We start from the raw sequence: 25,627 nt of genomic DNA, 5'->3' as shown, positions 1-25,627 counted from the left end.
ACAAGGTTCAGCCACCTCACAGGTTAACGGCCTTCAGCCGGGGCTTCCTACTGCCAGTTCAGAAGTCCATCTCCCGGGTGCGCTTCATGACTGGATCTGTACCGGCTTACACTTTCCCGGCTCGCTGTGACTAGGGTCCAAGGTCACTACTTTCCCGTTCATCGAATGTAGATTGATTTTTATCAGTATAGCGAATTTTGGGGAGAAAGCAATAGCGGATATGCTGGGAACGATTTTTTTGAAACATACATTTTCTAAATGAATGGGATTAAAGGAGCTTTGTCCACACGGCCGGTTCCCCACTTGAATATTAGTATGTTGAATAAACGATTAAATATTTTGGAAGGGAGAATTGGAGATATGAGTTTTTTATCTACAGGCCCGATAGAAAACAATTTGACAGGCGGTTTGAGGCCCACTCAGCAGCTTACGGTCAAAATTGATAACCGCAGCAATGACACGGCCTCTACGGTAATGATTCAGGGCTACTATCTCGATGGAACACGGACGCTATATGTCGATGAAACCCTGGATATGGCACCTAATCAAGTAGTCACGAGAACGTATTTTGCCAATCTGGATGCACTCGAGTTTACTTTTATAACTTCAGACCAAGGTAATGAACCAATCCAGATCTCAGTGTGGGGAAAAAACAACACAGGTCAGCTGGTCACAGCCCATCGGCTGGTTTCCGCTGAATTGTTGGGGCCAACAACTGGGGACATAGGTGTTACAGGCGTGACGGGGGCGACGGGAGTAACCGGGGCGACAGGAGTAACCGGGGCAACGGGAGTGACTGGAGCGACGGGAGTAACCGGCGTGCCGGGAGTAACCGGGGCGACAGGAGTAACCGGGGCAACGGGAGTGACTGGAGCGACGGGAGTAACCGGCGTGCCGGGAGTAACCGGGGCGACGGGGGTAACCGGGGCAACGGGAGTGACTGGAACGACGGGGGTAACCGGGGCGACGGGAGTAACCGGGGCGACAGGAGTAATCGGAGCAACGGGAGTGACTGGAGCGACGGGGGTAATCGGGGCGACGGGAGTAACCGGGTCGACGGGAGCGACAGGGGCGACGGGAGTGACTGGAACGACGGGGGTAACCGGGGCGACGGGAGTGACTGGAGCGACGGGAGTAACCGGAGCGACTGGGGTAACCGGCGTGACGGGAGTAACTGGGGTAACCGGGTCGACGGGAGTAACCGGCGTGACGGGAGTAACTGGGGTAACCGGGTCGACGGGAGTAACCGGCGTGACGGGAGTAACTGGGGTAACCGGGTCGACGGGAGTAACTGGAGCGACGGGAGTATCCGGGTCGACGGGAGTGACTGGAGCGACTGGGGTAACAGGAGCGACTGGGGTAACCGGGTCGACGGGAGTAACTGGGTCGACGGGAGTGACTGGAGTAACCGGAGTAACCGGAGCAACGGGAGAAAGTCCTGCAGGGTTGTCTGAGTATGCATACATTTATAATCTAGCGGCCCAGACGGTTCCTTTAGAGGCAGATGTCACTTATAGCCATAATGGATTAATTGTCGGTGCGATTACTCATACTCCCGGAAGCTCTATTATTACGATAGGTCTGGTTCAATGCGAGTGGTGTGGAGGTCAATCAATTTTCATTGTTCCAGAATGGTTCGCCAATTGCTGGAGCGATATATGGCTCAGGTGCGGGTACCCAGGCCAATCCGGGGATGGTAATTATCACTGCGGCGGCAGGAGATGTTATTACACTACGAAATCATTCAAGTGCTGCGGCAATCACCTTGCAGAACTTGGCAGGTGGAACGCAGACGAATGCCAATTCCTCCATCCTGATTCAAAAGATAAACTAGCTGATCCAATGATACCACTTGTCTCTTAGTATCTCTGTCCAGCGTTAAATCTGCATGGGGAACCATTAATCCGCGGTTGGTGCCCCAGTCAGATTTTTAATATCCGTTGAGCCGTAAATCAGCAGGGCAATCACGATTATGAGCAGAATTCCCCCGGCAAAATCCTCTCCGTCAAAGCTGTCCATCTGTCAACGCTCCCCCTTTTCATTTGTTCTCTCGGGCTTTTAGGAACTGTCGGCTTTTTTCTTCAGGGCGGTCATGATTTCGTTCAAGGTCAGGTCGCTGTTGTCGTCGAGAAAGCTGACCAGTTTATCCACGTTGCTGCTGGAACTAAGATCGCTCAAAGATTTATATTTACCAACCAGACTGATGAATAGGGAAGCATCTCTGTACATTTGGACAGAATCAACCCGCAGCTTGCCGGTTAACAACAGAGCGGCTACTGTATACTCCAGGCCTTTTGGGATCTGTGTATTAGAATTGGGTGTTTTTTTTCTTGCGCCGGTTTTCTTTCCTTTACCAGGAGGGGGCATGGAACTCCCTTCTTCCGTAAAACAATCTATGAATACACTTTATGCGCTCCTGCTGATATTGGTGATTGAAACCTGTCTTATGACCACACCATTAACGGTGCGCTCGAATATTAGTATAGTGTGCGGCCAAAGGGCCGCAAGCTAGAATCGGAGCTTGATAGATTGGAACTATCGGTGAAGAAAAGGAGGAATGGGACAAGATGGCTATATTATCAACGGGACCCATAGAAAACAATGCGGTGCTTGGGGTCAGACCCACACAACTGTTAACGGTAAAAGCGGTTTGCCGGAATACTGTGGATGCTGTTGCCGTGACTATACAGGGATATGTGCTTGGCACAACAAGAATGCTGTATGTGAATGAATTGATTAATATCGGACCGAATGAAGCAGTGACCAGGAACTATTTTGCTGATTTGGACGGCTTCGAATTTATCTTTACAACCGGTTCTGCAGACGCGGAAGCCGTAGGAATCTCTGTGTGGGGCAAACAATCATCGGGTCAACTGGTGGATGCGCATCGGGTGGTGGAGCAAGAGAACGTTAACCCGAATGCCTGACAATATGAAAAGCGGATTGCAGTGCTATAGATAAGTTGAACTTGAAAAATTCATAAAAAGGGCAGGAGTGCGGAGGGAAAGTTTGGATACTTACAGAGCGAATGCGCCGCCTGAGAGCTTTCCGCGGGAAAGCTGACTTCGTAAGGATATGCCCTGTCACCGGATGTCAACCGCTAAAGGCGGTTCCATTCAAGAAATTCTTACGACAACAGCGGCTGGAAGTCCAAACATTCCCCGCAGTGACGTCTATCCCCCACAACGTAAAACTAAGTTCAACTTATATAGGTTAAGAGAAGTTACGGGCCAATCCCGGAATAACACAACTACAAGTTCAACTATATATGGTGTTTTTTATTCAATCTGAAAAAAGAAGCTGGAGCGATGAGCTTTTTATCTACAGGGCCCATAGAAAACAATCTGGTTGGCGGCGTTAGACCAACGCAGACGGTCACAGTCAGAATTGATAACCGCAATGAGCTTTTGGTTTCAACAGTGCAACTGCAAGGATTCTATATGAGTGGCGGATTGAGAACTCTGTATGTCAGTGAGTCTATCAATGTGGCTCCGAACCAAGTGATAACCAATAACTATTTTGCCGATTTGGATGCCTTTGAATTTACTTTTACGACAGCTGACATGGCTAATGACCCTATCCAGATTTCGTTTTGGGGCAAAAATAGCACAGGAGCGCTTGTGACAGCCCACCGTCTGGTTTCTTCAGAACTGCTCGGTGAAATCTCCGGCAGCGGAGCCACTGGCGCACCGGTGCAACCGGTGCGACTGGGGTGACGGAGTGAAGGGGGCAACCGGCGCAGGAGCGATTATCCCGTATGCATCGGGGCTGCCTATTTCTTTAACTACGGTGCTTGGCGGACTTTTGAATACGTCCAGTGTGGTTGGTTTTGGCAACAGTACTACAGGCATCAGTGTGGCAGTAGAGGTTATCGATCTTACGGGGGCTCCAGGCACTCTGCTCAATTTTGCCTTCTCTGCTCCACGTACCGGGACGATCACGTCATTAGCCGCTTATTTCAGTACAACAGCTGCACTTAGCTTGATTGGCTCAACTGTAACTATCACAGCTCAATTGTTCCATTCAACTACACCTAATAATACTTTCACCGCTGTACCAGGTGCCTCTGTAACGTTGGCTCCGGCACTTACAGGAGTTTTGGCATTGGGTTCAATCAGCAGCGGCTTGATTTCCGGATTGAATATTCCGATTGCTGCAGGGGACAGACTGCTTCTGGTCTTCTCGGCGGCGGTAACGGCTGGGGTTGATGTAGTTTCAACCATTGCAGGGTATGCCAGTGGAGGCCTTTCCATTACCTAATCGGCTTCTCACTTTTACCAATCGAAAAGAACAGGGAACTCTTCAGCCTTAGACCCGAGTTCCCTGTTCGTTTTGCTGTTCTAGATTACAATAGGGCAATAAAGCAATGTACCGTGCTGAAACCCTGTGAATTCTTCCTTACAGGCGGGCTTTGGAATAAAAGAAGGAGCGAGCAGCGGCTGGGTAGTATAGTGGAATTAGTATACTTAATTTCATAAAAAATCCTCCATAGGGAGGGAGTAGTGGGAAAAAGTAGAGTTAATTTGGGCAAATTAGCAGACATGAGGGCAAATCGGTCCCATTAGTTGTCCTTTTTCCACCTAAGACTTGCGGGGAGTGGCAATTTGGGGAATTTAAGTTCACTTTTTCCCACTATTTCCAATTGGGGCATGCAACCGAGCAGAGTAGGGGGTGGGGGTGGGAGGGGAAGGTGAAGGAGCGTATCACCTGCGAGAACGGGCACGGGGCCTTAGAAATTTATCACCACCTGTAGCGGCTGCACGGTCCAGGGAAGGACTGTGACAGCCGCTTAGGTGGTGGCAGCATGTAGTTTGAAATTGGCTATTGGCGATGCATAAAAGCTTATAGGCTTTTGTTGCCTCTTGTATATGAGTCACAGGGTCAAATCATCAGAATTTCGCGGATATCCTGTTCGCTTAAGGATGATAAGGCTTCCTGGCCCGGCTCTATGACTTCATCAATCAGATTCTTTTTCTTCTGCTGCAGCTCGTACATCTTATCTTCTACCGTGCCTTGGGCAATGAGCCGGATCACCTGAACCACCTTTTTTTGCCCAATCCGGTGTGCCCTGTCGGCAGCTTGCTGTTCAACGGCTGGATTCCACCATAGGTCATAGAGGATAACAGTGTCTGCTCCGGTCAGATTCAGCCCCGTTCCCCCGGCTTTGAGCGAGATCAGGAACAGATCCCGTTCCCCTTCATTGAAACGTCCGCACAGCTCTACCCGTTTGGAGGAAGGAGTCTGTCCATCCAGATAGAAATGCGGAACCGCCAGCATGCCCAGCTCGCGGCTAATCATGCCAAGCATCTCGGTGAATTGTGAGAAAATCAGCATCCGTTTGCCGGAGCTGCGGCATTCCCCGATGATCTCCAGCAATTGCTCGAATTTGCCGGAGCCTCCGGCATAGCCGTCCACAAAAAGCGCAGGATGGCAGCACAACTGGCGCAGACGGGTAAGCCCGGCGAGCACTTTAATTCGTCCATTGCCGAATCCGTCGCTGTCCAGATGCTTGAGGGCTTCCTTCCGCAGTCTCGCAAGATAGGCGACATACAGCTTTTTCTGTTCCGGCAGCAGCTCAGAGGCCTGGAGAGTCTCAATCTTATCCGGCAGCTCTTTAAGCACATCGCTTTTCAGGCGGCGCAGCAGAAACGGCCGGATCCGTTTGGCCACGGTATCTCTGGGCAGGTCATGGAAAGCTTTTTTGCCCGGAAACAGTCCGGGGAAGACGACGCCGTAAATCGACCAAAGGTCTTCCAGCGCATTTTCCACCGGTGTGCCGGTAAGGGCAAAACGGTAGCGCGCCTGGAGTGCTTTTACCGCCTGCGCGGTCTGGGTGGCATGGTTCTTGATCATCTGCGCTTCGTCCAGAATGAGGGTATGGAAAGAACGCTTGACATACAGCTCCACATCCCGGCGCAGCAGCGGATAAGAGGTAATAAGGACATCACAGCCTGCGGCATTCCGCACGGTCTTGCTCCGCACAGCCTGGTTTCCGTCGGCAATGGCCGCCTTGATCTGCGGAGCGAAGCGCTTGAGCTCATTCTGCCAATTGTAGAGCAGGGAGGCGGGGGCAACAATTAACGCAGGTTGTCCGGTCTGGCGGATATTCTCCAGCTCGGAGAGCAGAAAGGTGATGCTTTGCAGCGTTTTGCCCAGCCCCATATCATCGGCCAGGATGCCGCCGAAGCGGTAATGGGCCAGGGTTTTCATCCACTGGAAGCCATACTGCTGGTAATCCCGCAGCACGGGGACGAGGGTCTCCGGCACGGGAAAATCCAGATTCTCCGGATTATGCATATTGGCCAGCAGGCGGCGGAAGGAACGGCCAATGCTGACAGCATCGGTCCCCCCTTGTACAGCGTCGGCATTCAAATGCAGTCCCCGGGCCAAAGGCAGGGAGAATTCCGGGGTTTTGATATCTACAGCATGGACGCCCAGCTCGTTCATCAAAGCGATGATTTCCTGAAGCTCGGCGGTTTCCAGCGGCAGCAGCGCTCCATCCGGCAGGCGGTAGTATTTGCGCTTTTCCTGCAAGGACTTCAGCACTAGCACAATATCCGACTCCGGGATGCCGTCCATGGCAAATTTGAAATCAAGCCAGTCGGTTTTTTCATTCCAGGTCAAGCTGGCTTTGGGAGTATACATGCCGGTAACCAGCCTTTCCTTGACGGCAGTGGTCGCATAGACCTGCAACAAAGGCTCCAGCAATGGAATCGTATGATACAGGAAGTCGTATTCCCCTTCTTCGCCCGTCATGATATAGCCGCTTTCCGTTCTGGCAAACGATTCATGCGCCATCAGCTCCAGAATCCGCCGTTCGGCTTCCCCGTCCCGCATCAGAATGACTTCGTGCCCGCGTTCACGCGCCTGCTCGTCCAGCGGATTGATCACAATAGTCCCATACTGGAATTCCAGTCCGGCCAGCAGCCGGTCCCTTACCCGGTCCAGATAGAGCCGGGCTTGCAGCTGCGTCTGCACAATCCGGTCAGCGATTGAATCAGCGATATGAACCTGTCCCAGCTTTTTGAGGCCGGGCATTACCTTATCCATAAAAGGCTCCATCTGCCCCGGTGTGATATCGATCCCGCTGGTTCTGGATTCGGCCAGCAGCTTTTTCAGCTCAGAGAGACGTCTGCATTCTTCTGCCGGCAGCTTCAGCAGCTTGCCTTCAGACAGCACAAGCCCGTAATCCTCCATGACCGTAAGCTGCGCCAGCCCCTGAATGTCCAGGCGGTAGCCGTCACTGTCCGCCTGATCGAACTGAAAACTCACCGGCAGCAGCTCGTCAGCAATATGAATGCCTGGGGTGAGCGTTTCACCAATCTGTAAATAGACAGAAGGGGATGCGGCGAGAGCAGGGAGAAGAGACTCCCAGAAAAAAGGCGGAATAGCCAGCAGCCGCTCACCGCCCATACTTCCCGAATACGACGAGTAGGGGCCGATATTGTCGCGGTACACCCGTTCGTTCAGAAGAATCTCAATCAGCTTCAGCAGCACCGCATTGTCTTCCTTCGTGAAGCTGTGAAGGGCAGGGTCATAGACAAAATGCCTGGAGAATTCAAAGGGTTCCCCGCGGTGGACACGTTCCAGGAACGCTCTTATTTTCTGGACGATATAGAGGCGTTTCAGGCCTACCTTCAGTTCAATTCCAAGCAGCCGGCTGCCGAAGTTATAGGAAAAGGGTTTGCAGATAATCTCCACCTGCAGCGGCATTCTTATGTCTACATAAGCACCTGCACCGCTTGGGCGTTGGCGCTGGTTCCCGAACAACCCCAGCATGCTGCTTACCAGCTGACGGCCGCTTGGGCCGTCAGCGGAGCCAGGCGTGCTCCTGTCCGGCAGATCGCGGGGGAAAAGCATGCCTGTTTTTCCGGTAAAGACTTCAGGCTTGTTTCGGCCAGCGGTTGTCTCTTGTGGCGATAATGGCCCATCTCCGTCTTCTTCGTAAAGAATAGCCACCAGAACGGCGGCAATATGCTTACAGAACGGTCCCCCGAGATGGTACGCCGGACAGGAGCATTTCCCGTTAACATCCCCGTCGCTGTCTATGGTAAGCGTAATGTCGTAAGGTTCCAGCCCGTAGACTGTAGCCTTGTATTTGGAATATTCCAATCCTTCATAATTTTCTACCGCAGCCAGCCGGACTTTTCCCGCTTCGTAAACCTCGGAGCCCCGTTCAAAAGCAGCCTTGCCGCACAGCAGCCGGATTACCCGTTCCGGCACATAAAAACTCACCGCTGATCACTTCCTTATACATTTCCTTAAGTCCTGAATTCGTATAGTTCCCATATTAGCAGAACATGCGTACGCCTACAAAGCCGTAATTAAAAAGCCATTTCCAATCCGCATACCTGCGGGTGGAGAATGGCTGTAATTGGGATGAGCAAGAAGAATTCTTATTGGATGAGTCCGGATTTCTGCAGCAGTCTTTGCAGCATGACGGCCACCTCGGCTCTTGTCACATGAGACTGGGGGGCAAGCTGAGTTCTGCTGCGGCCGGTTATGATCCCTGCCTGCAGGCTGGCCGCAATGCTGTCCAGCGCCCAGGCGGAAGCTTCGTCTGCATCCGTGAAGCCTCCCGGGAGTTCAGCGGCGCTGCTGCCTGTGTTCTCCCCCGACAGTCCGGTAAGCTGCATCGCCTGTGCAAGCATGGTCATCGCCTGTTCCCGGGAAATGGAATCTCCGGGCCGGAAGCTGCCGTCTTCAAAGCCGGTGACCAGCTGGTAACGGGAGGCGGTTTGGACTGCACTGCTGTACCAGTCAGAGCTGCTCACATCCGTGAATGGAGAAGTGCCGCCAGCAGCCTGCAGGCCAAGTCCACGGACCAGGATTGCTGCAAATTCGGCACGGGTGATCTCGCGGTCGGGCGCGAACAGTCCGTTCCCGCTTCCGCCTGCAACCATCCTGGTCCCCAGGTCATTAACGGCAGCTTTTGCCCAATGTCCGGCCATATCCTTGAACGCCACAGGATGGGAGACAACAGCATAGGTGCTATTGGTAAGACTGCTGATGATTGCAGCATAACCACCATCCTGCATCACAAATCTGGTGGGAACAGGGCGCACGGTTCCGTCGGGTTCAATCACAATACCGGTAGCACGGCTTGTATCAGTTCCGGCTGGGAGTGAGAAGCTCCGCTGCACATAAGCGCTGAAGCCGGACAGGCCGGAGGTTTGGCTGCCGTTAATGATCTTTACCGAGAAATCGAGCGGTTCGGCAAGGAAAGTGAAGCTGCCTTTGGCCGCTGCGGTGCGGGCGGTGCTGGCCAGGCTTGCATCCGGAGCTGCAATTTCAATCTGAATGCGCACACCGGCTGCAGATGCATTTGCTCCGGGCAGTCCGGCTATCCGATCCCAACTGATTAACTGCAAAGGAATGCTATACGCGGCTTTGCCGGCATGAACGGATATAGTCGTCTGCTTTTGCTGTAAATGTTGGAGCAGCAGTCCGTTAAGCTCGACCGTCTGCACTTCCGGACGGTTATTGAATTCTACCGAGATCTCGGCACCGGGTTGATGTTCCGCCAATATCCGGTCGAGTTTGCCCTGATCCAGTGTGACTATGGAGTGCTGTCTGTTATCAGTCCGTACCGTTGATAAGACGCTCAAATCTTCGATTTTGCCGTTCACATATGTCAATACTTCCGGGGCAGGGGCCTCTTTTGCTGGAACCGCCGGGACCCATGATGTCACTGGCGGTGCGGATTCCGCCGGATTTCCATCTCCGCTGGCCGGTGCCATCGGAATTACCGCGTTGGAAGGGCCGGAGGCGGGACCGATACCTGCTCCGTTTTTGGCTTTTACAGTAAAAGTATAGGCTGTTCCGTTCACTAGCCCGGTTACTGTAACCGGACTGGCAGAGCCCGTGGTAATACTGCCTCCGGGTGATGCTGTAATCTCATAGGAGGTAACAGAACTTCCGCCGTTGTCCGCAGGGGCCGCAAAGGTAATGGTCACTTGACCGTCTCCCGCAGTGGCGCTGAGAATAACCGGTGCGGCAGGAACGGTTCTCGGCGTACCGCTGACTTCATTGGACAACGCGCTGTCGCCGCCAGGATTAGCCGCCTTCACGGCAAAATAGTACGTGGTTCCATTCGTCAGGCCTATTGCGCTGTAGCTATATACCGATCCGGCAACTGTACCGGCTGGTTGATTGTAGTCTCCCGGCACCGTACTTTGGTAGACGGTATATCCCGAGGCACCGGCTGCCGGTTCCCAGTTCAGGCTCACTGTTCCATTGCCGGGAACAGCGTCCTGCAGCACCGGTGCACCGGGTGCAGGGACCTGCGGGGTGGCGCTGACTTCGGCAGAGGCCGCGCTGCTGCCGCCTCCGTTCACGGCCTTGACGACGAAATAATAGGTCGTCCCGTTGGTCAGGCCCACAGCATCGTAGCTGTACACAGCAGCAGCAACCGTCCCGGCAGCGGCTCCGTATTCGCCGGAGGTTGTGCTTGTGTAGACGTTATATCCGGTGGCTCCGCTCACCGTATCCCATACCAGGCGCACCTGACCATCGCCTGCGGTCACGGCTTGAACAACCGGCACACCCGGCGCAGGAGCCTGCGGGGTGGCGCTGACTTCGCCGGAGGCCGCGCTGTCGCCGCCTCCGTTTACGGCCTTGACGACGAAGTAATACGTCGTCCCGTTCGTGAGCCCGGCTGCCGAATAGCTGTTGGCAGCCGGGCCCAAGGTCGCCAGTGCGGTTCCGTAGGTCCCCGGAACCGTGCTGGCGAAGACCTTGTACCCGGCCGCGCCGCTGACCGGGGTCCACTTCAGCGTGACCGCCGCATCTCCGGCGGCCGGCACGGCCATGACAGGCGGTGTCGTGTCCTTCACCGCCACCGTGAACATTGGATGGCTGCCCGCATCCATGACCAGCTCAAATACATGCTCTCCTGCCGCCAGAGTGGACAGGTATTCTTTGTGAAGAGTCAAGGTGCTGCCGGAGAGAGTATAGGCGGCATTGTCCAGGACTGCCGTCCCCAGCTTCAGGCCGTTCAGCAGGTTGCCGTTCAGGCTAAGCACGGTTGCAACATCCTGGTAATGGCCTGCTGATGTATTGGAGGCATATTTATCAAAGCTCCCCGAGACGGGGGCTATAGTGCTATCCACTACTCTTCTTACCGTAAGATTGTATACGTTAATATAGCTTGTGTCTTCGGCGGATACTTTTACATGAATCGTGTGGGTTCCGCCGGTCAGCGGCACAGTGGCGCCTTGCCCATTAGATACAGGTGCATAACTCCCGTTATTAACGCTGATCTGCACCAGACCCTTAGTGTCAGCCAGTGTTGGTGTTACCGTCAGACTATCCGTAGTAATATCCTCCAGTGTATAGGTGAACACATGGCTGGTGAAACCGTCTTTCAGACCGCCCGGCAGGACAGCAAGCTGAGACAGGAGCGCATTATTGCTTTTCCGGTGCACACTCAGGCTGTAGAGCTTCTCGGTGATTCCGTCCTGGGCGGTTACCTTAATTACAATAGTATTGTCTCCCGTGCTTAACGCCAAGGGGGCGCTAAGAGAGCCGCTGGTTATAGGATCGTAGCCGCCTTGGCTGTTTTGAATGCTTATTGCTGCTGTGGGGTCGGAAGCGGCGGGGATTACAGCAATCGTGCCGGTGTCATAACCGGCATCCTGTAAGGCGTAAGCCGTCACACCGGATTGGAAAGCAGGGGTCAAGCTATGACCTTGGACAGACAAGGCGCTTAAATTGGCATTGGTTGAGGGCAAAGCACGGGTGACCGTAAGAGAATAGGTCTTGGCGTTAGAAGTGTCCTGTGATTTGACCTCGACATATACCATATTGCTTCCAACATGAAGCGGCACAGAAGAAGAAACACCGCTCAGGGCATTGACTCCGTTTATGCTGATGGAAGCTGCAGGGTCAACCGCTAATGTGTTTACCTCCAGACTGCTTGTTGCATAAGGAACAGTTAGGGTGTATCCGGTAGTTGAAGGGTTAAAATCAGGACTAATACTGCCCGAACTTACACTCAAATCCCGAAGGTTTGCATCATTCGTATGCGGATAATAGACCTGCACGGTATAGATTTTGCTTGTGGAATTATCGGATGAGGTCACTTTGAACTGGAAGGTATTGTTCCCGCGCTGGGTTGGAAGATATCCGGTCGAGGTGTAATGGCCGATGGAGATCCAGGGGCCTCCATTCATTGAATAGGCCAGAGCCGCGTCAGCATTGGACGGAGTGGCTGCCGTATAATAGCCGGGGTCCGAACTGCGCATATGTACTGTGTATTCTGTAATTTCCCGGGAAAATGCAGGCGAAAGGACCCCAGCTCCCTGAAAGTAGGAATTCAGATCAGCATCTGAATTCGATACATCCGCCCTGGCAATCCATGGCAGAAGAACTACCAGCAGGGCCGTGGCAAATAAAGCTGCCGCCAGTCTCATGATTTTCATTAAAAACCCTCCGTATGTATATTATTGAAATCCGCTATGATTTTTATCATTATATCATAGGGGATTTTGAGAGGATTGGGTTTTTTACAAAAATTTCTGTGCAGGCACCATTCTTATTCCTTTCATAATATAAAAGCAGCGGCAGCCCCGCATTCTCCCTTAGGAAAATGCAAAACTCCCGCTGTCCCTTTATTCCTCCCGCCGCAGCGCCGGACCAGCAATTCCATGCAGCATAAAGTTTAGAGTCAGGTTAATTTCAGTTTCATCGTCCCAGTCTTTGTCCGGCAGCAGCAGCAGCCGCGCCAGCAGATAACCGATTATGGAGGAAATGGTGAAGCGTATAATCGAAGGGGTAGGCGCATCGATAACCTCGCCCTTGGCTTTGAAATGCTCAATAATGCCCGTTACCCGCTCCAGCACCTTGCTAATAACATTTTCAATGAATTGTTCCCGCAGCGCTGGCTGGAAGGGGATTTCCTGTACAAATATTCTCAGAATTTTGAAGTTCTTGCGGGCGAATTCCAGACGGTTAACCATAAAGGCCCGCATGAACGCTTCATAGCTGTCAAAAGGAACATCCAGCACCCCGTCGAAATTGCGCAGCACGAAAGGTGCGATCATCTTGGTCATCGCCGGGCTGACAATCGACAGCAGCAGATCCTTTTTGGTTTTGTAGTAGCGGAATATCGTACCTTCGGCAACTCCCGCCCTCTGGGCAATTTCACTGGTGGCGGCAGCAGCATAGCCCTTCTCGGAAAAAACCTCAATTCCCGCCTGGAGAATGGCCAGCTGCTTGGGCGTCATTTTTTCTTCTTCACTGATGGCCAGCAGTTCGGAGATCCATTCCTCTTGCCCCTGCTGCCCATCCGCTTTGTTCTTCTCCATCGACTTGTCCTCCCAAATCTTTTCCTTCCATGTAGTCTACCATAGGGAGCTTGATGTTTACATTTTACGGTGCTTGCGCAGGGCCAGCACATTCAGCAGCATGAACAGCAGAGAGAAGCCGATCAGCGCATAGACATCCAGCGCGATGGCGTTCCAGCCTTTGCCGCGGATCATAATATTCATCAGCGCTTCGGAGCCATAGTAGATCGGTGTTGCCAGACCGATACGCTGCAGCCACAAGGGAAGGGTATCCATCGGGAACAACCCGCTCAAAAAAATCTGGGGCACGATAATCAGCGGAATGAACTGGATCATCTGCAGCTCATTGGCGGCATACGCCGAGAGGAGCGTGCCCAGAGTCAGCGCCGACATGGAGAGCAGCAGGGTCATCAGCAGCACATAGCCAAAGCTTCCGGTCATCATAATCCCAAGCACCTGAATGGAGAACCAGGAAATCAGCAGCGCCTGAAACACGGTGAATATTCCGAAGCCGCAGACATAGCCGAGCACAATCTCCCAGCGCTTCAGCGGGGTGGAGAGCAGGCGCTCCAGGGTTCCGGTGGTCCGCTCCCGCAAGAAGGAAACACCGGCAATCAGGAAAACAAAGAAAAAGACAAACACACCGATCATAATCGGTCCGAAGCGGTCAATAGTCTTCATATCCTCTGCACCGTATAGATAGCTGAACTTTGGCTGGATCTGATCCTCTCCCGCAGCAGATTGCAGGTTCCGGGTTGCAGCAGTCAAGGCCAGCATTACCGCCCGGTTGGCAGCCGGATTGCTGCCCTCAAGCATCACTTCAGGAGTCGTTCCGTTAAGTGTAATCAGCGCATCCAAATCACTCTCCTGAAGGGCTGCTTTGCCCAGGTCCTCGGACTCGTAAGCTATAACAGTAGCATTCTGCGCTTCAAGCGCACGGGTGAAGGGGACGGCTCCGACGGAGACTCCGATCTTCGGCTCATAGGCATCTCCATTGAACACGAGACTCATCAGGCTGAGTACAAGAAGCGGGGCAATGAACATCAGCGCCATCGTTCTTTTATCATGTATGAATTGCTGCAGGATTCGCAGGGTAATCGCGCGTACTCTCATCGCCGGGCACCTCCATAATATAGAAAAGCCTCTTCCATCGAAGCTGCACCGGTGTTCTGCAGCAGATCTGCAGGGGTGTCCACTGCCAGCAGCTGTCCGTCCCGGATCATGGCCAGACGGTCGCACTTCTCCGCTTCGTCCATCACGTGGGTAGTGAGGACGATGGTGGTCCCTTTGCCGTTCAATGCCCGCAGCTCTTTCCAGATCGACTTGCGCAGCACCGGATCGATGCCAACGGTGGGTTCGTCAAGAATGAGCAGCGGAGGTTCATGCAGGAGAGCGATGGCCAGCGACAGACGCCGCTTCATTCCGCCGGAATATTGGTCCACGCGCTTGCGCAGATGCTCCTGCAGGTTTACCACCTCCATCACATCAGCGATCCGCCGGGTGCGGTTTCCGCCTCTAAGTCCATACAGGGACGCGAAAAACTCGAGATTTTCTTTGGCGCTAAGCTCGCTGTATAGTGCATCCGACTGTGCCATATAGCCGATTTGCTGCAGCATGGAGAGCTTGGGCATTTGAACACCCAGCACCTCTACCTGGCCTGAGGTCACTTCATCAATGCCGGTCAACAGCTTTACTAGCGTAGTTTTCCCCGAGCCGGAAGGGCCAAGAATGCCGAAAGTCTCTGCCTGGTCCACCTGGAGCGAAATATCCTTCAATACCTCCTTAGTGCCAAATGCGCGGCGGACATGGGTTACAGCAATCACAGGATGTCCCTGATTCATGTCAATCTCCTCGATTCCATATTTATGAGTGAGTACTCACTCATTATATTAGATCAATTCCTTGCAGATGTAAATCGCTTTTTCTGTAATGACTGCTATCTGAGTTGAATTGAAGAACTTGAAAGCTCGGGGGTACCCCATGAGGTTCCTAAGGAACTAAAGCTAAGTGGAAAAAAGTAAAACTAATTCGCTTAAATCTAGGCTGCAGGAGGTTTTAGTGGGATTTTGTACATCTAATTCATGCTTATTCACCCCATCCGGCCGCATTCAGCCGAATTAAGATTTTTTTAAAATTTTAGCAAACTGTGTTTTAATCTGTGGAAGTGCAGGGTAATTATGGGTATAAGTAAGTGTTCTGACGTAATAAAGACCATGAAGGAGGAGTTAGAAAAATGGCCGACAAGAAGGTTGCGCTCTCCCTGCTGGTGCTTGTGGCAGCCGTTGGGCTTAGTGCATGCGGCAATCCCGGAGGTGAAGCGGGCGGTGGGCATTTCCGCACTTTGGCAGAAGAGAGCGTGGACAAGCCGCAATATCTTCCCGGGGATCTGCCGATTCCAGCCGGTGCGGGAATTACATTTACGGAAGGAGAGGCGGTGGACGGAAAGAAATCCTCCATGCTGGTCTATGAAACGCCGGAGAGCATGGATGAACTCGGCAGCGCCTATCAGAAGTATGTAAATGACAAGGCCCTGAAACGCGGGACGCAGATTGTGGACAGGAATAACATGATTATTAACGGCAAAGTTCCAAACGCCTATTCCTATTCCATTATTGGCACCCGTTCGGATTCAAATCCGGACAATGCTGAAATTATCGTTACATGGGTTGAGAATTAACATTCCGCCGCTGTTTTCTACATTTCTAGTCCTCACTTCATCTACATTTTACCTTTAGGCCGACTCTGATATTTCAGGGGCGGTCTTTTTTAATGATATGGATTTACAGGTTGCCCGCCATTCATCATCAGTTAATATTTCCCTAACATTCCTCTCGAACAGAATTGATACTTGTAGATGAAAATAGCATTAGCAGTTACCTATAGGAAAAGGGTGAGTCTAATTGAGAAACAGTAAATGGTTCAGCGCGGCTTTGGCCTCGGCAATTCTCGTTGCAGGAGGAGCGGGAAGCATTGCGGCAACAAGCAGCAGCGCTAATGCCGCTGCCGTAAATACCGCAGCAGTCAAGGAAAGCAGCACTACCTGGTCTGTAAACGGAACGCCGGTTGCACTCAGTACCATTAACAGCGGCGGGTACAAGCTGTATTCGCTAAATCAGGTGGCCGGTGAGCTTGGAGCCAAGCTGATCATAAGCAGCAGCGGTTTTGAACTGAACGACAGCAAAGGACTACATAATGTACTCATTAAGACAGGGGCGAAAGGATATCAAGTGGATGGTGCGGCTCAGCAATTCACCGTTGCTCCTGTAATTTATAAGGGCAAGGCCTACGTAGAGCTGACTAAGCTGGTTACTGCCCTTGGCGGGGAACTCCAGGCTGAAGACCAGACCATTCTGAGCTTTGCCCGTCCGGAAGGCCAGTTCGATACCCTTCATTGGAATGCAGACGGAAGCATCATTGCGAACAAAAGCGATTCCGAAACCGCCCAGCTCATCAAATTCAACGCTTACCCTGGCGATTATGAAGTTTTCTCTTCCAATAGCAGCGCATCGGATTTCGCGGTTTCTGCCGATCAGAAATGGGGCGCGTTCACTGATGAGACAGGCCAGCTCAAGCTGATCAATCTCGCCAGTGGAGCCATCTCCTCCCTCGGTACAGACACCAGCGTAAAAACGGATCTGGTCTGGTCGGCGGACGGCAAGACGATCTACTTCATCCAGGGGGACAAGCAGGAGAAGATTGCTCAGATCTCTGTAGAAACCGGAGCCGTCAAAGCTGTGCTTGAAGACAAAGTAGAGAACAAATCGGAACTGCGCCTGTCTTCCGATGCCAAAAGTGCAGTCTACATTGTGAATGTAACGGGCGTGGCTAAAAATGATGCCGACAGCACCGAAGATTCGCTTACCGTAGACTTCAGCAAAGCCGGAGAGCAGATCTATAAGCTGGATCTTGTTACCAAAGATGCGAAGCCTGCAGCCCTGACCACAGCCCTGGACAACAAGCTGTATCCGGAAATTCTGGCAAATGGCAGCGTGGTGTACCTGAGTGCTGATCCGGACGGCAATGCAGCCAATACGCTGAAATCCATCGGGACTGACGGCACCATCAGCAACATCGCACTTGATGTTGAAGCTACATGGGCTGCTGGCGTAGCCTCAGGCTTGATCGTTTCGGGTATCGCGGCCGACGGCAGCACATCTGTCTATTCCATCGACGGCAGCGGCGGCAAAACCGTGCTGTTCCATACCACCGAAGATGTTTCGGAAGCAGCGGTATCGAAAGACGGCAGCAAGCTCGCAGTTATCAGCGACGGCAAGGTGCTTGCAATCCAGAACGGCAAAGCCCTCCAGCTCTCCAAATCAACCGACTGAAGCAACACCCACATAATATAACGGCGCAACCGCCGAGAGGAGAAATTATTCATGAAGGTTTTCAAAAAATTAACAGTTTCAGCATTGACCGCTGTCATCGCGGTAACCGCATCTTTTGCCGGAATCGCGGCCGCAGCCGACTCTCTAAAAGGTAAAATTACCGTTAACGGATCGACTGCACTGCTTCCGCTGACCCTGCAGGCCGCCAAGGAATTCCAGAAGCTTCACCCGAAAGTCAAAATCGCGGCTTCCGGTAAAGGCTCTGTAACCGGACCGCAAGCCGTGAAGAAGGGCATTGCCGACATCGGCGCATGCGACTGGGATGCCAGCATTGATGTTCCCGGCTTCAAAGCCTTTGACGGGCAGGTGGCCAACAAGGTAGCCGTTATTCCTTTTGCGACCATCGTCAACAAAAATGTAGGTGTAGACAACCTGACCACGGAGCAGCTGCAAGGTATTTACTCCGGTAAAATCACCAACTGGAAAGAAGTCGGCGGATCGGATGCCAACATTGTAGTGGTTACCCGCGCCTTCGGTTCCGGTACCCGTGTCAACTACCAGGCCAAGGCCCTGGCTGGCGGAGATATCGTGAAGAAAGAGAAGAATTACAAGGAAACCGGCTCAAGCGGTGACATGAAAACAGCCGTTGCTACAACCCCTAACGCGATCGGCTACATTGACCTTGTCTATGTAAGCGGCAGCGACATCAAAGCTGTAAAATTCAACGGTGTGGCAGCAACTACAGATAACGTCATCAACGGTTCGTACAAGATTTGGGCTTACGGCTACTACATGACCAAAGGCCAGCCGACTGGCGCAACCAAGGAATTCATTGATTATGTGCAGAGCAAAAAGTTCCAGAATGGTTCCTTGAAGAAGCTTAAATTCATTCCGATTGCTGCAATGAAGGGCTAAGTGTAAGTCTCTGGGAGTCATAAACATATTGAACGGTAACAGCGGCCAGCTCCGATATCATGCGGGGGTGGCCGCTTACAGGAGGGAAAGTATGGGGGCACCGGTCCAGAACCTGGCATCGCGGGCACAGAAGAGCAGCCTTGCAGAAGGCGGCATAAGCGCCAAACGCCACAACAGGCACTTATTCAGCAACACTATGTTTCGTTATTATTTTCTGTTCAGCATCCTTGCACTTTGTCTGGTGCTTGGACTTGTCATTGTATTCATCGGCAAAACGGCGCTGCTTCTATTTAATAACATCTCGCCGCTGGATTTCTTCTTCTCCTTCAACTGGAGCCCGGAAGAGGAAGCCTTTGGCGCCGCTGCCTTTATTGTAAATACATTATCACTGACTGCCTTGACACTGCTCATCGCAGTACCTGTCTCGGTGGGAATGGCTGTACTTTGTGCGGAGATCGCCCCGGCATGGATCAAGAGCTTTATCCGTCCGGTACTCGATCTGCTGGTCGGCATTCCTTCCATTGTCTACGGTTATCTGGGGCTGACCGTGTTATTGCCTTTTCTGCGCAGAGTCAGCGGCGAGGGACTGGGGGATGGCCTGCTTGCCGCTGCGCTTGTGCTCGCCTTGATGGTGCTGCCGACCATTTGCCGGATCAGCGATGATGCCATTGTTGCCGTTCCGCGCAAATACCGCGATGCAGCCTATGCCCTCGGCTCCACCCGCCTGCAGGTTATTATGCGTGTTGTTCTGCCTGCGGCCAGCAGAGGCATTATCTCCGCAGTCATTCTGGGCATGACCCGTGCCGTCGGTGAGACGATGGCCGTGGTTATGGTGATCGGCAACACACCGCAGCTGGCCAAGACACTCTTCACACCGTCTTCGGTGCTGACCAGCAACATCGTAATGCAAATCTCCAATGTGGAATTTGACTCCACCTGGAACTATGCGCTGCATATGATGGCCTTCCTGCTGTTGTTAATTTCGTTTGTGCTGATCCTCATTATCCGCATATTAGGCCGGAACAGGAGGGATGCGGCATGAATTTCACCCGTACCCGCCATACGGCCCGTTCACAGCGTAACAACAAGATAGCAACCATCGCCTTCTATACACTGGGTGCTTTGGTGATGCTGCTGATTTTCTGGCTGCTCTTCACCATTCTGAGCAAAGGCCTGCCTTCGCTGAGACCGGACTTCCTGATTAAGCAGCCGGAAGAAATTGATGCCGGAGGCGGCATTGGCCCGGTGCTGTTCAACTCCTTCTATATTCTGTTCATCTCGCTGCTGATTTCGATTCCAATCGGTATCGGTGCCGGAATTTATATGGCGGAATATGCACCGGACAACCGGTTTACCGGCGCGCTGCGCATCTGCGTAGAGTCGTTGTCCTCGGTTCCTTCCATTGTATTCGGTCTGCTTGGCCTCGCCATCTTCGCCGAATATTTCAACGTGGGACTGACCATTCTCGGCGGGGGAGTCAGTCTGGCGCTGCTCAATCTGCCGATGCTGGCCCGGGTCACGGAAGAAGCGGTACGCGCCGTTCCCGGAGAGATCCGTGAAGCCGGCTATGCGCTCGGGATGACTAAGTTCCATGTCATCCGAAAGGTAGTGCTGCCGGTAGCCATGCCGGCTATCGTGACCGGTGTCTGTCTCGTGGCCGGACGAGCCTTCGGCGAGTCGGCTGTTATTATTCTGACGGCGGGCCTCAGCACCTCCGGCGAGATGTGGGATTTCAATCTGTTCTCGCCGGGCGAGACGCTGGCAGTACATCTGTGGTATGTGCAGTCTGAGGCCATCGTCGAGGATGCGCGGCAGATTGCCGACAAGTCTGCGGCTGTGCTGGTGTTTGTGGTGCTGCTGATCAATTTCATTTTCCGCTTCCCGCTATGGCTCGGACGCCGCCGGGGACGCTGAGAGAATGTTTTATTCTATCTTCTTTTTATTTTCGTTCAAACGGGTGCCATCCTGCATAAGGAAGGCGCCCGTTTCTGCTGTATAAGCTGAACCGTGCTCCAACGAACCCGGCACCGGATTCTCATCCCCCGGACGCACGAACAGCCTCCCCGAAGGGAGGCTGTTCGATGACGTCCCGGAAGGGATACAGCCCTAGAGGGCTGATTGCGAAGCGGATGCTCCCGAAGCGGATGCTCCAACGAACCCGGCACCGGGTTCTCATCCCCAGGACGCACGAACAGCCTCCCGAAGGGAGGCTGTTCGATGACGTCCCGGAAGGGATACAGCCCTAGGGGGCTGATTGCGAAGCGGATGCTCCCGAAGCGGATGCTCCAACGAACCCGGCACAGGGTTCTCATCCCCAGGACGCACGAACAGCCTCCCGAAGGGAGGCTGTTCGATGACGTCCCGGAAGGGATTCGAACCCCCGACCGTGCGCTTAGAAGGCGCATGCTCTATCCAGCTGAGCTACCGGGACATAAGAGGAGCATACTGAAAAGCAAGCAAAAATTATGTTATCATATGTAGATAACTTTTTCAACCTGTTTTTTTGAAACAGCAGCGGGATATGCTATAATCTACAATTGATCATGGATCGGAGAAAAGGAGGTGCCCTCATTAATCATTCGAATTCCCCCGCCAAAGAGAATATCGTGCTGTTTCCGAAGACGCTGGATTATTACCAGATCCAGTTAACGGTAATGCTGGAGAGTGAACGTTACGGGGAAGCAATGGAACTGCTGCGGTTTTTGCTGCAATGCCAGGGCCAGGACGAGCGGCACTATCAGGAATGGCAGTCGCTGCTGGATTGGCTGGAGGCTGCCTTCCCCTATGCATCCCGAGACGGGGAGGGAGACAGGGAACCCTCCGGGAGTGAGCAGGACCTGAAGGAAGAAGACATGGCCCGGATTCTGGCCAAATCGAAGCTTGAAGAGGATGCGGATTATCCCGACAAGCTGTTGAAGAAGGTCATGAACGAGCCTTTATCAGAGGCGACGATACTTGCGCTTGAGCAGTTGTCTTACCTGGAAGGCGCACAAGTTGACGAGGCGCTTGTAGGCTGGCTGGAGCGGGCAGGGGCAGCGGTTCATCCGCTTTTGCAGTTCCGCACGCTGCAGACACTCCGCCGCCGGGGAGCACAGGGTACCATCGGGCTGATGCGCGGAGGGGAAGTCGCATATGTTGATATTGAAACGGTGCCGCTGACGAATGAAGAGTTTCCGCCGCAGGTGGGCCAGGTGCTGGAACGGGTGGCCGAACAGGCGGAAGTGCATGAGCCGACGCTGTATTATTTTGCCCAGGAGCTGTGGGGGCAGTTCATGATGTCGGTCTATGGCTCAGCGGAGTACCGCAAGCTTCTGGAGGGAGAGGATGCGCAGCTGGATATCTGGGCCGGCGCGCTGCACCAGATGGTGTCCGAGAGTCTGAGCGGAAAGCGGCAGGAAGAGGAAACGCGGGCCATGTACGGAATCACAGGCAGCATGCGCTTTCAATTTGAGGGGGCTTACCGCTCTCTCAAAGGATTTGTAAAGAGTTCTCTACTTGATAAATAAAGTAATGTTGTATATAATATAATGGTTATTCTGTGCGTGAATTGCGTGAATCTTTTTAAAGAAAACATGTAACCTATTTTTGGAGGGAAAAGTATAATATGAAAGCAACCTGGGAAAAAATAGAGAAGAACCTTGGAGTTCTTGAAGTCGAAGTAGAAGCAGAACGCGTAGCTGCAGCGCTCGACAAAGCTTTTAATAAAGTAGTTAAGAAAGCCAATGTGCCTGGTTTCCGCAAAGGCAAAGTGCCACGGCCGATTTTTGAATCCCGTTTCGGTGTGGAAAGCCTGTACCAGGATGCTATCGACATTCTTCTTCCAGAAGCTTACGGTGAAGCGGTTGAAGAAACCGACATCTTCCCTGTAGACCGTCCTGAAGTGGATATCGAACAATTTGCCAAAGGCCAGCCGTTCATCTTCAAAGCTAAGGTTACTGTTAAGCCTGAAGTGACACTGGGCCAGTACAAAGGCCTGGAAATTCCAGTCCAGAAGGCTGAAGTTTCGGAAGATGAGCTGAACGCTGAATTGAAGCGTCTTCAGGAGCGTCATGCTGAGCTTGTTGTGGTTGAAGACGAGCCCGCTGCTAACGGCGACATCGCTGTGATTGACTTTGACGGATCTGTGGATGGTGTGCAATTCGAAGGCGGCCAGGCAGAACGCCACTCCCTGGAGCTGGGAAGCAATTCCTTCATTCCAGGCTTTGAAGAACAAGTAGTTGGCATGTCTACTGGAGACTTCAAGGATGTTGAAGTTACTTTCCCAGAGGCTTACCATGCTGAGAACCTTGCCGGTAAAGCGGCAGTATTCAAAGTAAAAGTACACGAAATCAAACGCAAGCAGCTTCCTGAGCTGGACGACGAATTCGCGAAGGATGTAAGTGAATTCGATACGCTTGAAGAATACAAAGCAGATCTAAAAGCACAGCTCGAATCCCGCAAGCAGGAAGAACTCAAAGGCGCTCGTGAAACTGCGGCAGTTGACGCAGCAGCAGCTAATGCCGAAGTTGAAATTCCTGATGCCATGATCGCAAGTGAAGTAGCTAACATGGTTCGCGATTTCGACAACCGTCTGCGCCAGCAGGGCATGAACATGGATATGTTCCTGAGCTTCTCCGGCCAGACCCGTGAAGACCTGGAGCTTCAGATGAAGGGCGATGCTGAAAAACGCGTCCGCAACAATCTGGTTCTGGAAGTTATTGCGAAGGCTGAGAACATTGAGGTTTCTGAAGATGAAGTGACTGCAGAACTCGCTTCTATGGCTGAATCCTTCAAACGTTCTCCTGAAGAAATCCGCAGTATTCTGGCAGCCAACGGTTCCCTGAGCAGCTTGAACGATGAAATTTCGCTGCGCAAGACCATTGATTTCCTCGTGGAGAACAGTGTAGAAGTTGAAGCTCCAGCTGCAACGGAAGAAGCTGCCCAAGAAGAAGCAAGCGCTGAATAATCCTTTTCGGAGGCTGGACTCCATCTAGAACGGCCGGGCAAGGCGGCCTCCATAAACATAGATAAGGCACGTAATTTCTTTACGTGCCTTATTTTTTATCAACGGAGAAATATTATGATACATAGTCACAGCCGGAGTGATTGGCATTATCATGGGATTTGCGCTATAATGGCAGGCACATGTATAATGCGATATGATGCAGAAGTGAAAAAATGACATCGCGCATTGAACGTGTTAAAATATTTCTGAAACGGAAAGACTAATCTGTACAGAGAAAAGAGGTTGGTGGCATGAGTCTGGTACCAATGGTTGTAGAATCAACAAGTCGGGGAGAACGGTCATACGATATCTATTCCAGATTGCTCAAGGATCGCATCATCTTCCTAAGCAGTGCGATTGACGATGATGTCGCCAATCTGGTCATTGCCCAATTGCTGTTCCTGGCAGCAGATGACCCCGAAAAAGACATTCACCTGTACCTCAACTCGCCCGGTGGTTCTGTGACAGCCGGCATGGGTATATATGATACGATGCAATACATCAAACCGGATGTCTCGACAATCTGCGTGGGCATGGCGGCAAGTATGGGATCGCTGCTGCTTACGGCAGGGGCTCCAGGCAAAAGATACGCGCTGACCAACAGCGAAGTGATGATTCACCAGCCGCTCGGCGGTGTTCAGGGGCAGGCATCCGATATCTGGATTCATACCGACTGGATTCTGAAGACGAGACAGAAGCTGAATCAAATATATGTAGATCGCACAGGTCAGCCCCTTGAAAAAATCGAACGGGACACAGACCGCGATAACTTCATGAGCGCGGAAGAAGCGAAGGAATACGGGCTGATTGACCAGGTGCTCTCTTCACCGATCAAATCTTAAAGGGGTGGTAAGATGTTTAAATTTAATGATGAAAAAGGGCAATTGAAATGTTCTTTTTGCGGCAAATCCCAAGAGCAGGTTCGCAAGCTTGTAGCAGGACCGGGCGTTTATATATGTGATGAATGCATCGAGCTGTGCACGGAAATCGTTGAAGAGGAGCTCGGCCATGAGGAAGAGCTGGATCTGAAGGATATTCCGAAGCCGAAGGAAATCCGTGACATTCTTGATCAATATGTCATCGGCCAGGAGCAAGCGAAGAAATCGCTTTCCGTAGCCGTATATAATCACTACAAACGTGTCAACAGCCAGAGCAAGATCGAAGACGTTGAGCTGACGAAGAGCAACATCCTGCTTCTTGGTCCAACCGGCTCCGGTAAAACACTCTTGGCGCAGACCATGGCGAAGATTATTAACGTTCCTTTTGCCATCGCAGATGCCACTTCCCTTACGGAAGCGGGTTATGTCGGTGAGGATGTCGAGAACATCCTGCTGAAGCTGATTCAGGCTGCCGATTATGATGTGGAAAAAGCAGAACGCGGCATTATCTATATTGATGAAATTGACAAAGTGGCCCGCAAATCCGAGAATCCGTCCATTACGCGTGACGTTTCCGGTGAAGGTGTACAGCAGGCTCTGCTGAAGATTCTTGAAGGCACTGTAGCTTCTGTACCTCCGCAAGGCGGACGCAAGCATCCGCATCAGGAATTCATTCAGATCGACACCACGAATATTCTGTTTATTGTCGGCGGGGCCTTTGACGGCCTGGAGCAAATGATCAAACGCCGTATCGGCAAAAAAGTCATCGGTTTCAACGCGGCAGTAGAAGGACAGAAGGATCTGAAGACTGGAGAATATCTGTCCATGGTATTGCCGGAAGATCTGCTCAAGTTCGGTCTGATCCCCGAATTTGTCGGCCGCTTGCCGGTCATCTCGACACTGGAGCCGCTTGATGAGAATACGCTGGTCCGGATTCTGTCCGAACCGAAGAATGCACTCACCAAGCAGTATATCAAGCTGCTGGAAATGGATAATGTTGCGCTGAAGTTCGAGCCGCTCGCTCTTGAGGCCATTGCCAAGGAAGCCATCAAACGCAACACGGGTGCCCGTGGCTTGCGGGCCATTATTGAGAGCATTATGCTCGATGTAATGTATGAGGTGCCTTCACGCGATGACATCAAAGACTGTGTCATTACGGAGCAGGTGGTACAGGAGAAGTCCCTGCCTGAGCTGAGTCTGAAGAAAGACAAGAAAAAAGAGGAAAGCGCCTAAGGG

At 52.3% G+C, this 25,627-nt stretch carries 20 protein-coding genes, 1 tRNA gene and 1 other annotated feature (1 of these 22 running past the window's edge); of the genes, 13 read left to right on the top strand and 8 right to left on the bottom strand.

Translation table 11 applies throughout. From position 1 onward, the window contains the following. Positions 1-171, bottom strand: a binding site (T-box leader) (it extends 49 nt beyond the left edge of the window). 189 nt (positions 172-360) lie between these two features. After that, complete coding sequence (locus tag PGRAT_RS32670; RefSeq protein WP_179945395.1) at positions 361-1,863, top strand: collagen-like protein; 1,503 nt, start codon at positions 361-363, stop codon at positions 1,861-1,863. Positions 1,864-2,058: 195 nt separating this feature from the next. Here PGRAT_RS32670 and PGRAT_RS24970 read toward each other — a convergent pair whose 3' ends face one another. Next, positions 2,059-2,367, bottom strand: a complete 309-nt coding sequence (locus PGRAT_RS24970; protein ID WP_025705150.1) for a hypothetical protein — start codon at positions 2,365-2,367, stop codon at positions 2,059-2,061. 200 nt (positions 2,368-2,567) lie between these two features. Between PGRAT_RS24970 and PGRAT_RS24965 the strand changes: the two genes are divergently transcribed. The 3 genes from PGRAT_RS24965 (at position 2,568) to PGRAT_RS34810 (ending at position 4,260) form a co-directional block, all read left to right on the top strand. After that, a complete protein-coding gene (locus PGRAT_RS24965; protein ID WP_025705151.1) occupies positions 2,568-2,927 on the top strand; it encodes a hypothetical protein in 360 nt (119 codons plus the stop codon). Between the two features lie 381 nt (positions 2,928-3,308). Further along, complete coding sequence (locus PGRAT_RS34815) at positions 3,309-3,716, top strand: hypothetical protein (protein ID WP_042267365.1); 408 nt, start codon at positions 3,309-3,311, stop codon at positions 3,714-3,716. 4 nt (positions 3,717-3,720) lie between these two features. Further along, positions 3,721-4,260: an exosporium glycoprotein BclB-related protein gene (locus PGRAT_RS34810; protein WP_042267362.1), complete on the top strand. Its 540-nt coding sequence runs from the start codon at positions 3,721-3,723 to the stop codon at positions 4,258-4,260. A gap of 621 nt (positions 4,261-4,881) precedes the next feature. On the opposite strand, the gene PGRAT_RS24950 is transcribed toward PGRAT_RS34810, so the two are convergent. The 5 genes from PGRAT_RS24950 to PGRAT_RS24930 form a co-directional block, all read right to left on the bottom strand. Then, positions 4,882-8,235 carry a DEAD/DEAH box helicase gene (locus PGRAT_RS24950; protein WP_025705152.1) on the bottom strand — a complete coding sequence of 1,118 codons (3,354 nt, stop codon included), beginning with the start codon at positions 8,233-8,235 and terminating at the stop codon, positions 4,882-4,884. 161 nt (positions 8,236-8,396) lie between these two features. After that, on the bottom strand, positions 8,397-12,422 hold the full coding sequence (locus tag PGRAT_RS31865; RefSeq protein WP_052415730.1) for a cadherin-like beta sandwich domain-containing protein: 4,026 nt from the start codon (positions 12,420-12,422) through the stop codon (positions 8,397-8,399). 189 nt (positions 12,423-12,611) lie between these two features. Then, positions 12,612-13,307, bottom strand: a complete 696-nt coding sequence (locus PGRAT_RS24940) for a TetR/AcrR family transcriptional regulator (protein WP_025708975.1) — start codon at positions 13,305-13,307, stop codon at positions 12,612-12,614. A gap of 57 nt (positions 13,308-13,364) precedes the next feature. Then, a complete protein-coding gene (locus PGRAT_RS24935; protein ID WP_025708976.1) occupies positions 13,365-14,399 on the bottom strand; it encodes an ABC transporter permease in 1,035 nt (344 codons plus the stop codon). Further along, a complete protein-coding gene (locus PGRAT_RS24930; RefSeq protein WP_025708977.1) occupies positions 14,396-15,127 on the bottom strand; it encodes an ABC transporter ATP-binding protein in 732 nt (243 codons plus the stop codon). The genes PGRAT_RS24935 and PGRAT_RS24930 overlap by 4 nt, the downstream gene beginning before the upstream one ends. A gap of 392 nt (positions 15,128-15,519) precedes the next feature. Here PGRAT_RS24930 and PGRAT_RS24925 point away from each other — a divergent pair, with 392 nt between their 5' ends. The 5 genes from PGRAT_RS24925 to pstA all read left to right on the top strand — a co-directional run bounded on the left by PGRAT_RS24925 (position 15,520) and on the right by pstA (position 20,443). Continuing rightward, positions 15,520-15,963 (top strand): hypothetical protein, encoded by a 444-nt coding sequence (locus PGRAT_RS24925; RefSeq protein WP_025708978.1) that lies wholly within the window; start codon positions 15,520-15,522, stop codon positions 15,961-15,963. 223 nt (positions 15,964-16,186) lie between these two features. Then, on the top strand, positions 16,187-17,614 hold the full coding sequence (locus tag PGRAT_RS24920; RefSeq protein ID WP_025708979.1) for a TolB family protein: 1,428 nt from the start codon (positions 16,187-16,189) through the stop codon (positions 17,612-17,614). Between the two features lie 51 nt (positions 17,615-17,665). Then, positions 17,666-18,529, top strand: coding sequence for a phosphate ABC transporter substrate-binding protein (locus tag PGRAT_RS24915; RefSeq protein WP_025708980.1), 864 nt, complete (start codon positions 17,666-17,668; stop codon positions 18,527-18,529). 91 nt (positions 18,530-18,620) lie between these two features. Further along, positions 18,621-19,571, top strand: coding sequence for a phosphate ABC transporter permease subunit PstC (pstC, locus tag PGRAT_RS24910; RefSeq protein WP_025708981.1), 951 nt, complete (start codon positions 18,621-18,623; stop codon positions 19,569-19,571). After that, positions 19,568-20,443 (top strand): phosphate ABC transporter permease PstA, encoded by an 876-nt coding sequence (gene pstA / locus PGRAT_RS24905; RefSeq protein ID WP_025708982.1) that lies wholly within the window; start codon positions 19,568-19,570, stop codon positions 20,441-20,443. The genes pstC and pstA overlap by 4 nt, the downstream gene beginning before the upstream one ends. Positions 20,444-20,452: 9 nt before the next feature. On the opposite strand, the gene PGRAT_RS34710 is transcribed toward pstA, so the two are convergent. Then, on the bottom strand, positions 20,453-20,581 hold the full coding sequence (locus tag PGRAT_RS34710) for a hypothetical protein (protein ID WP_280515247.1): 129 nt from the start codon (positions 20,579-20,581) through the stop codon (positions 20,453-20,455). Between the two features lie 305 nt (positions 20,582-20,886). Further along, positions 20,887-20,960 (bottom strand) — tRNA-Arg (locus PGRAT_RS24900). Positions 20,961-21,072: 112 nt separating this feature from the next. On the opposite strand from PGRAT_RS24900, the gene PGRAT_RS24895 reads away from it, so the two are divergent. From PGRAT_RS24895 to clpX, 4 genes are all read left to right on the top strand, one after another. Beyond that, positions 21,073-22,035, top strand: coding sequence for a hypothetical protein (locus PGRAT_RS24895; protein ID WP_174469034.1), 963 nt, complete (start codon positions 21,073-21,075; stop codon positions 22,033-22,035). Positions 22,036-22,133: 98 nt separating this feature from the next. Beyond that, positions 22,134-23,474, top strand: a complete 1,341-nt coding sequence (gene tig, locus PGRAT_RS24890; RefSeq protein WP_025708434.1) for a trigger factor — start codon at positions 22,134-22,136, stop codon at positions 23,472-23,474. Positions 23,475-23,764: 290 nt separating this feature from the next. Next, the gene (clpP, locus tag PGRAT_RS24885) at positions 23,765-24,355 is read left to right on the top strand and encodes an ATP-dependent Clp endopeptidase proteolytic subunit ClpP (protein WP_025708435.1); all 591 of its coding nucleotides are present in this window, start codon (positions 23,765-23,767) and stop codon (positions 24,353-24,355) included. A gap of 12 nt (positions 24,356-24,367) precedes the next feature. Further along, positions 24,368-25,624 carry an ATP-dependent protease ATP-binding subunit ClpX gene (gene clpX, locus PGRAT_RS24880; protein WP_020430248.1) on the top strand — a complete coding sequence of 419 codons (1,257 nt, stop codon included), beginning with the start codon at positions 24,368-24,370 and terminating at the stop codon, positions 25,622-25,624. Positions 25,625-25,627 lie beyond the last annotated feature (3 nt).

The sequence above is a fragment of the Paenibacillus graminis genome (assembly GCF_000758705.1).
Taxonomy (GTDB): Bacteria; Bacillota; Bacilli; order Paenibacillales; family Paenibacillaceae; genus Paenibacillus_AQ; species Paenibacillus_AQ graminis.
The sequence above is the reverse complement of the archived record's forward strand: the minus strand, read 5'-3'. Positions and strand labels throughout refer to the sequence as shown.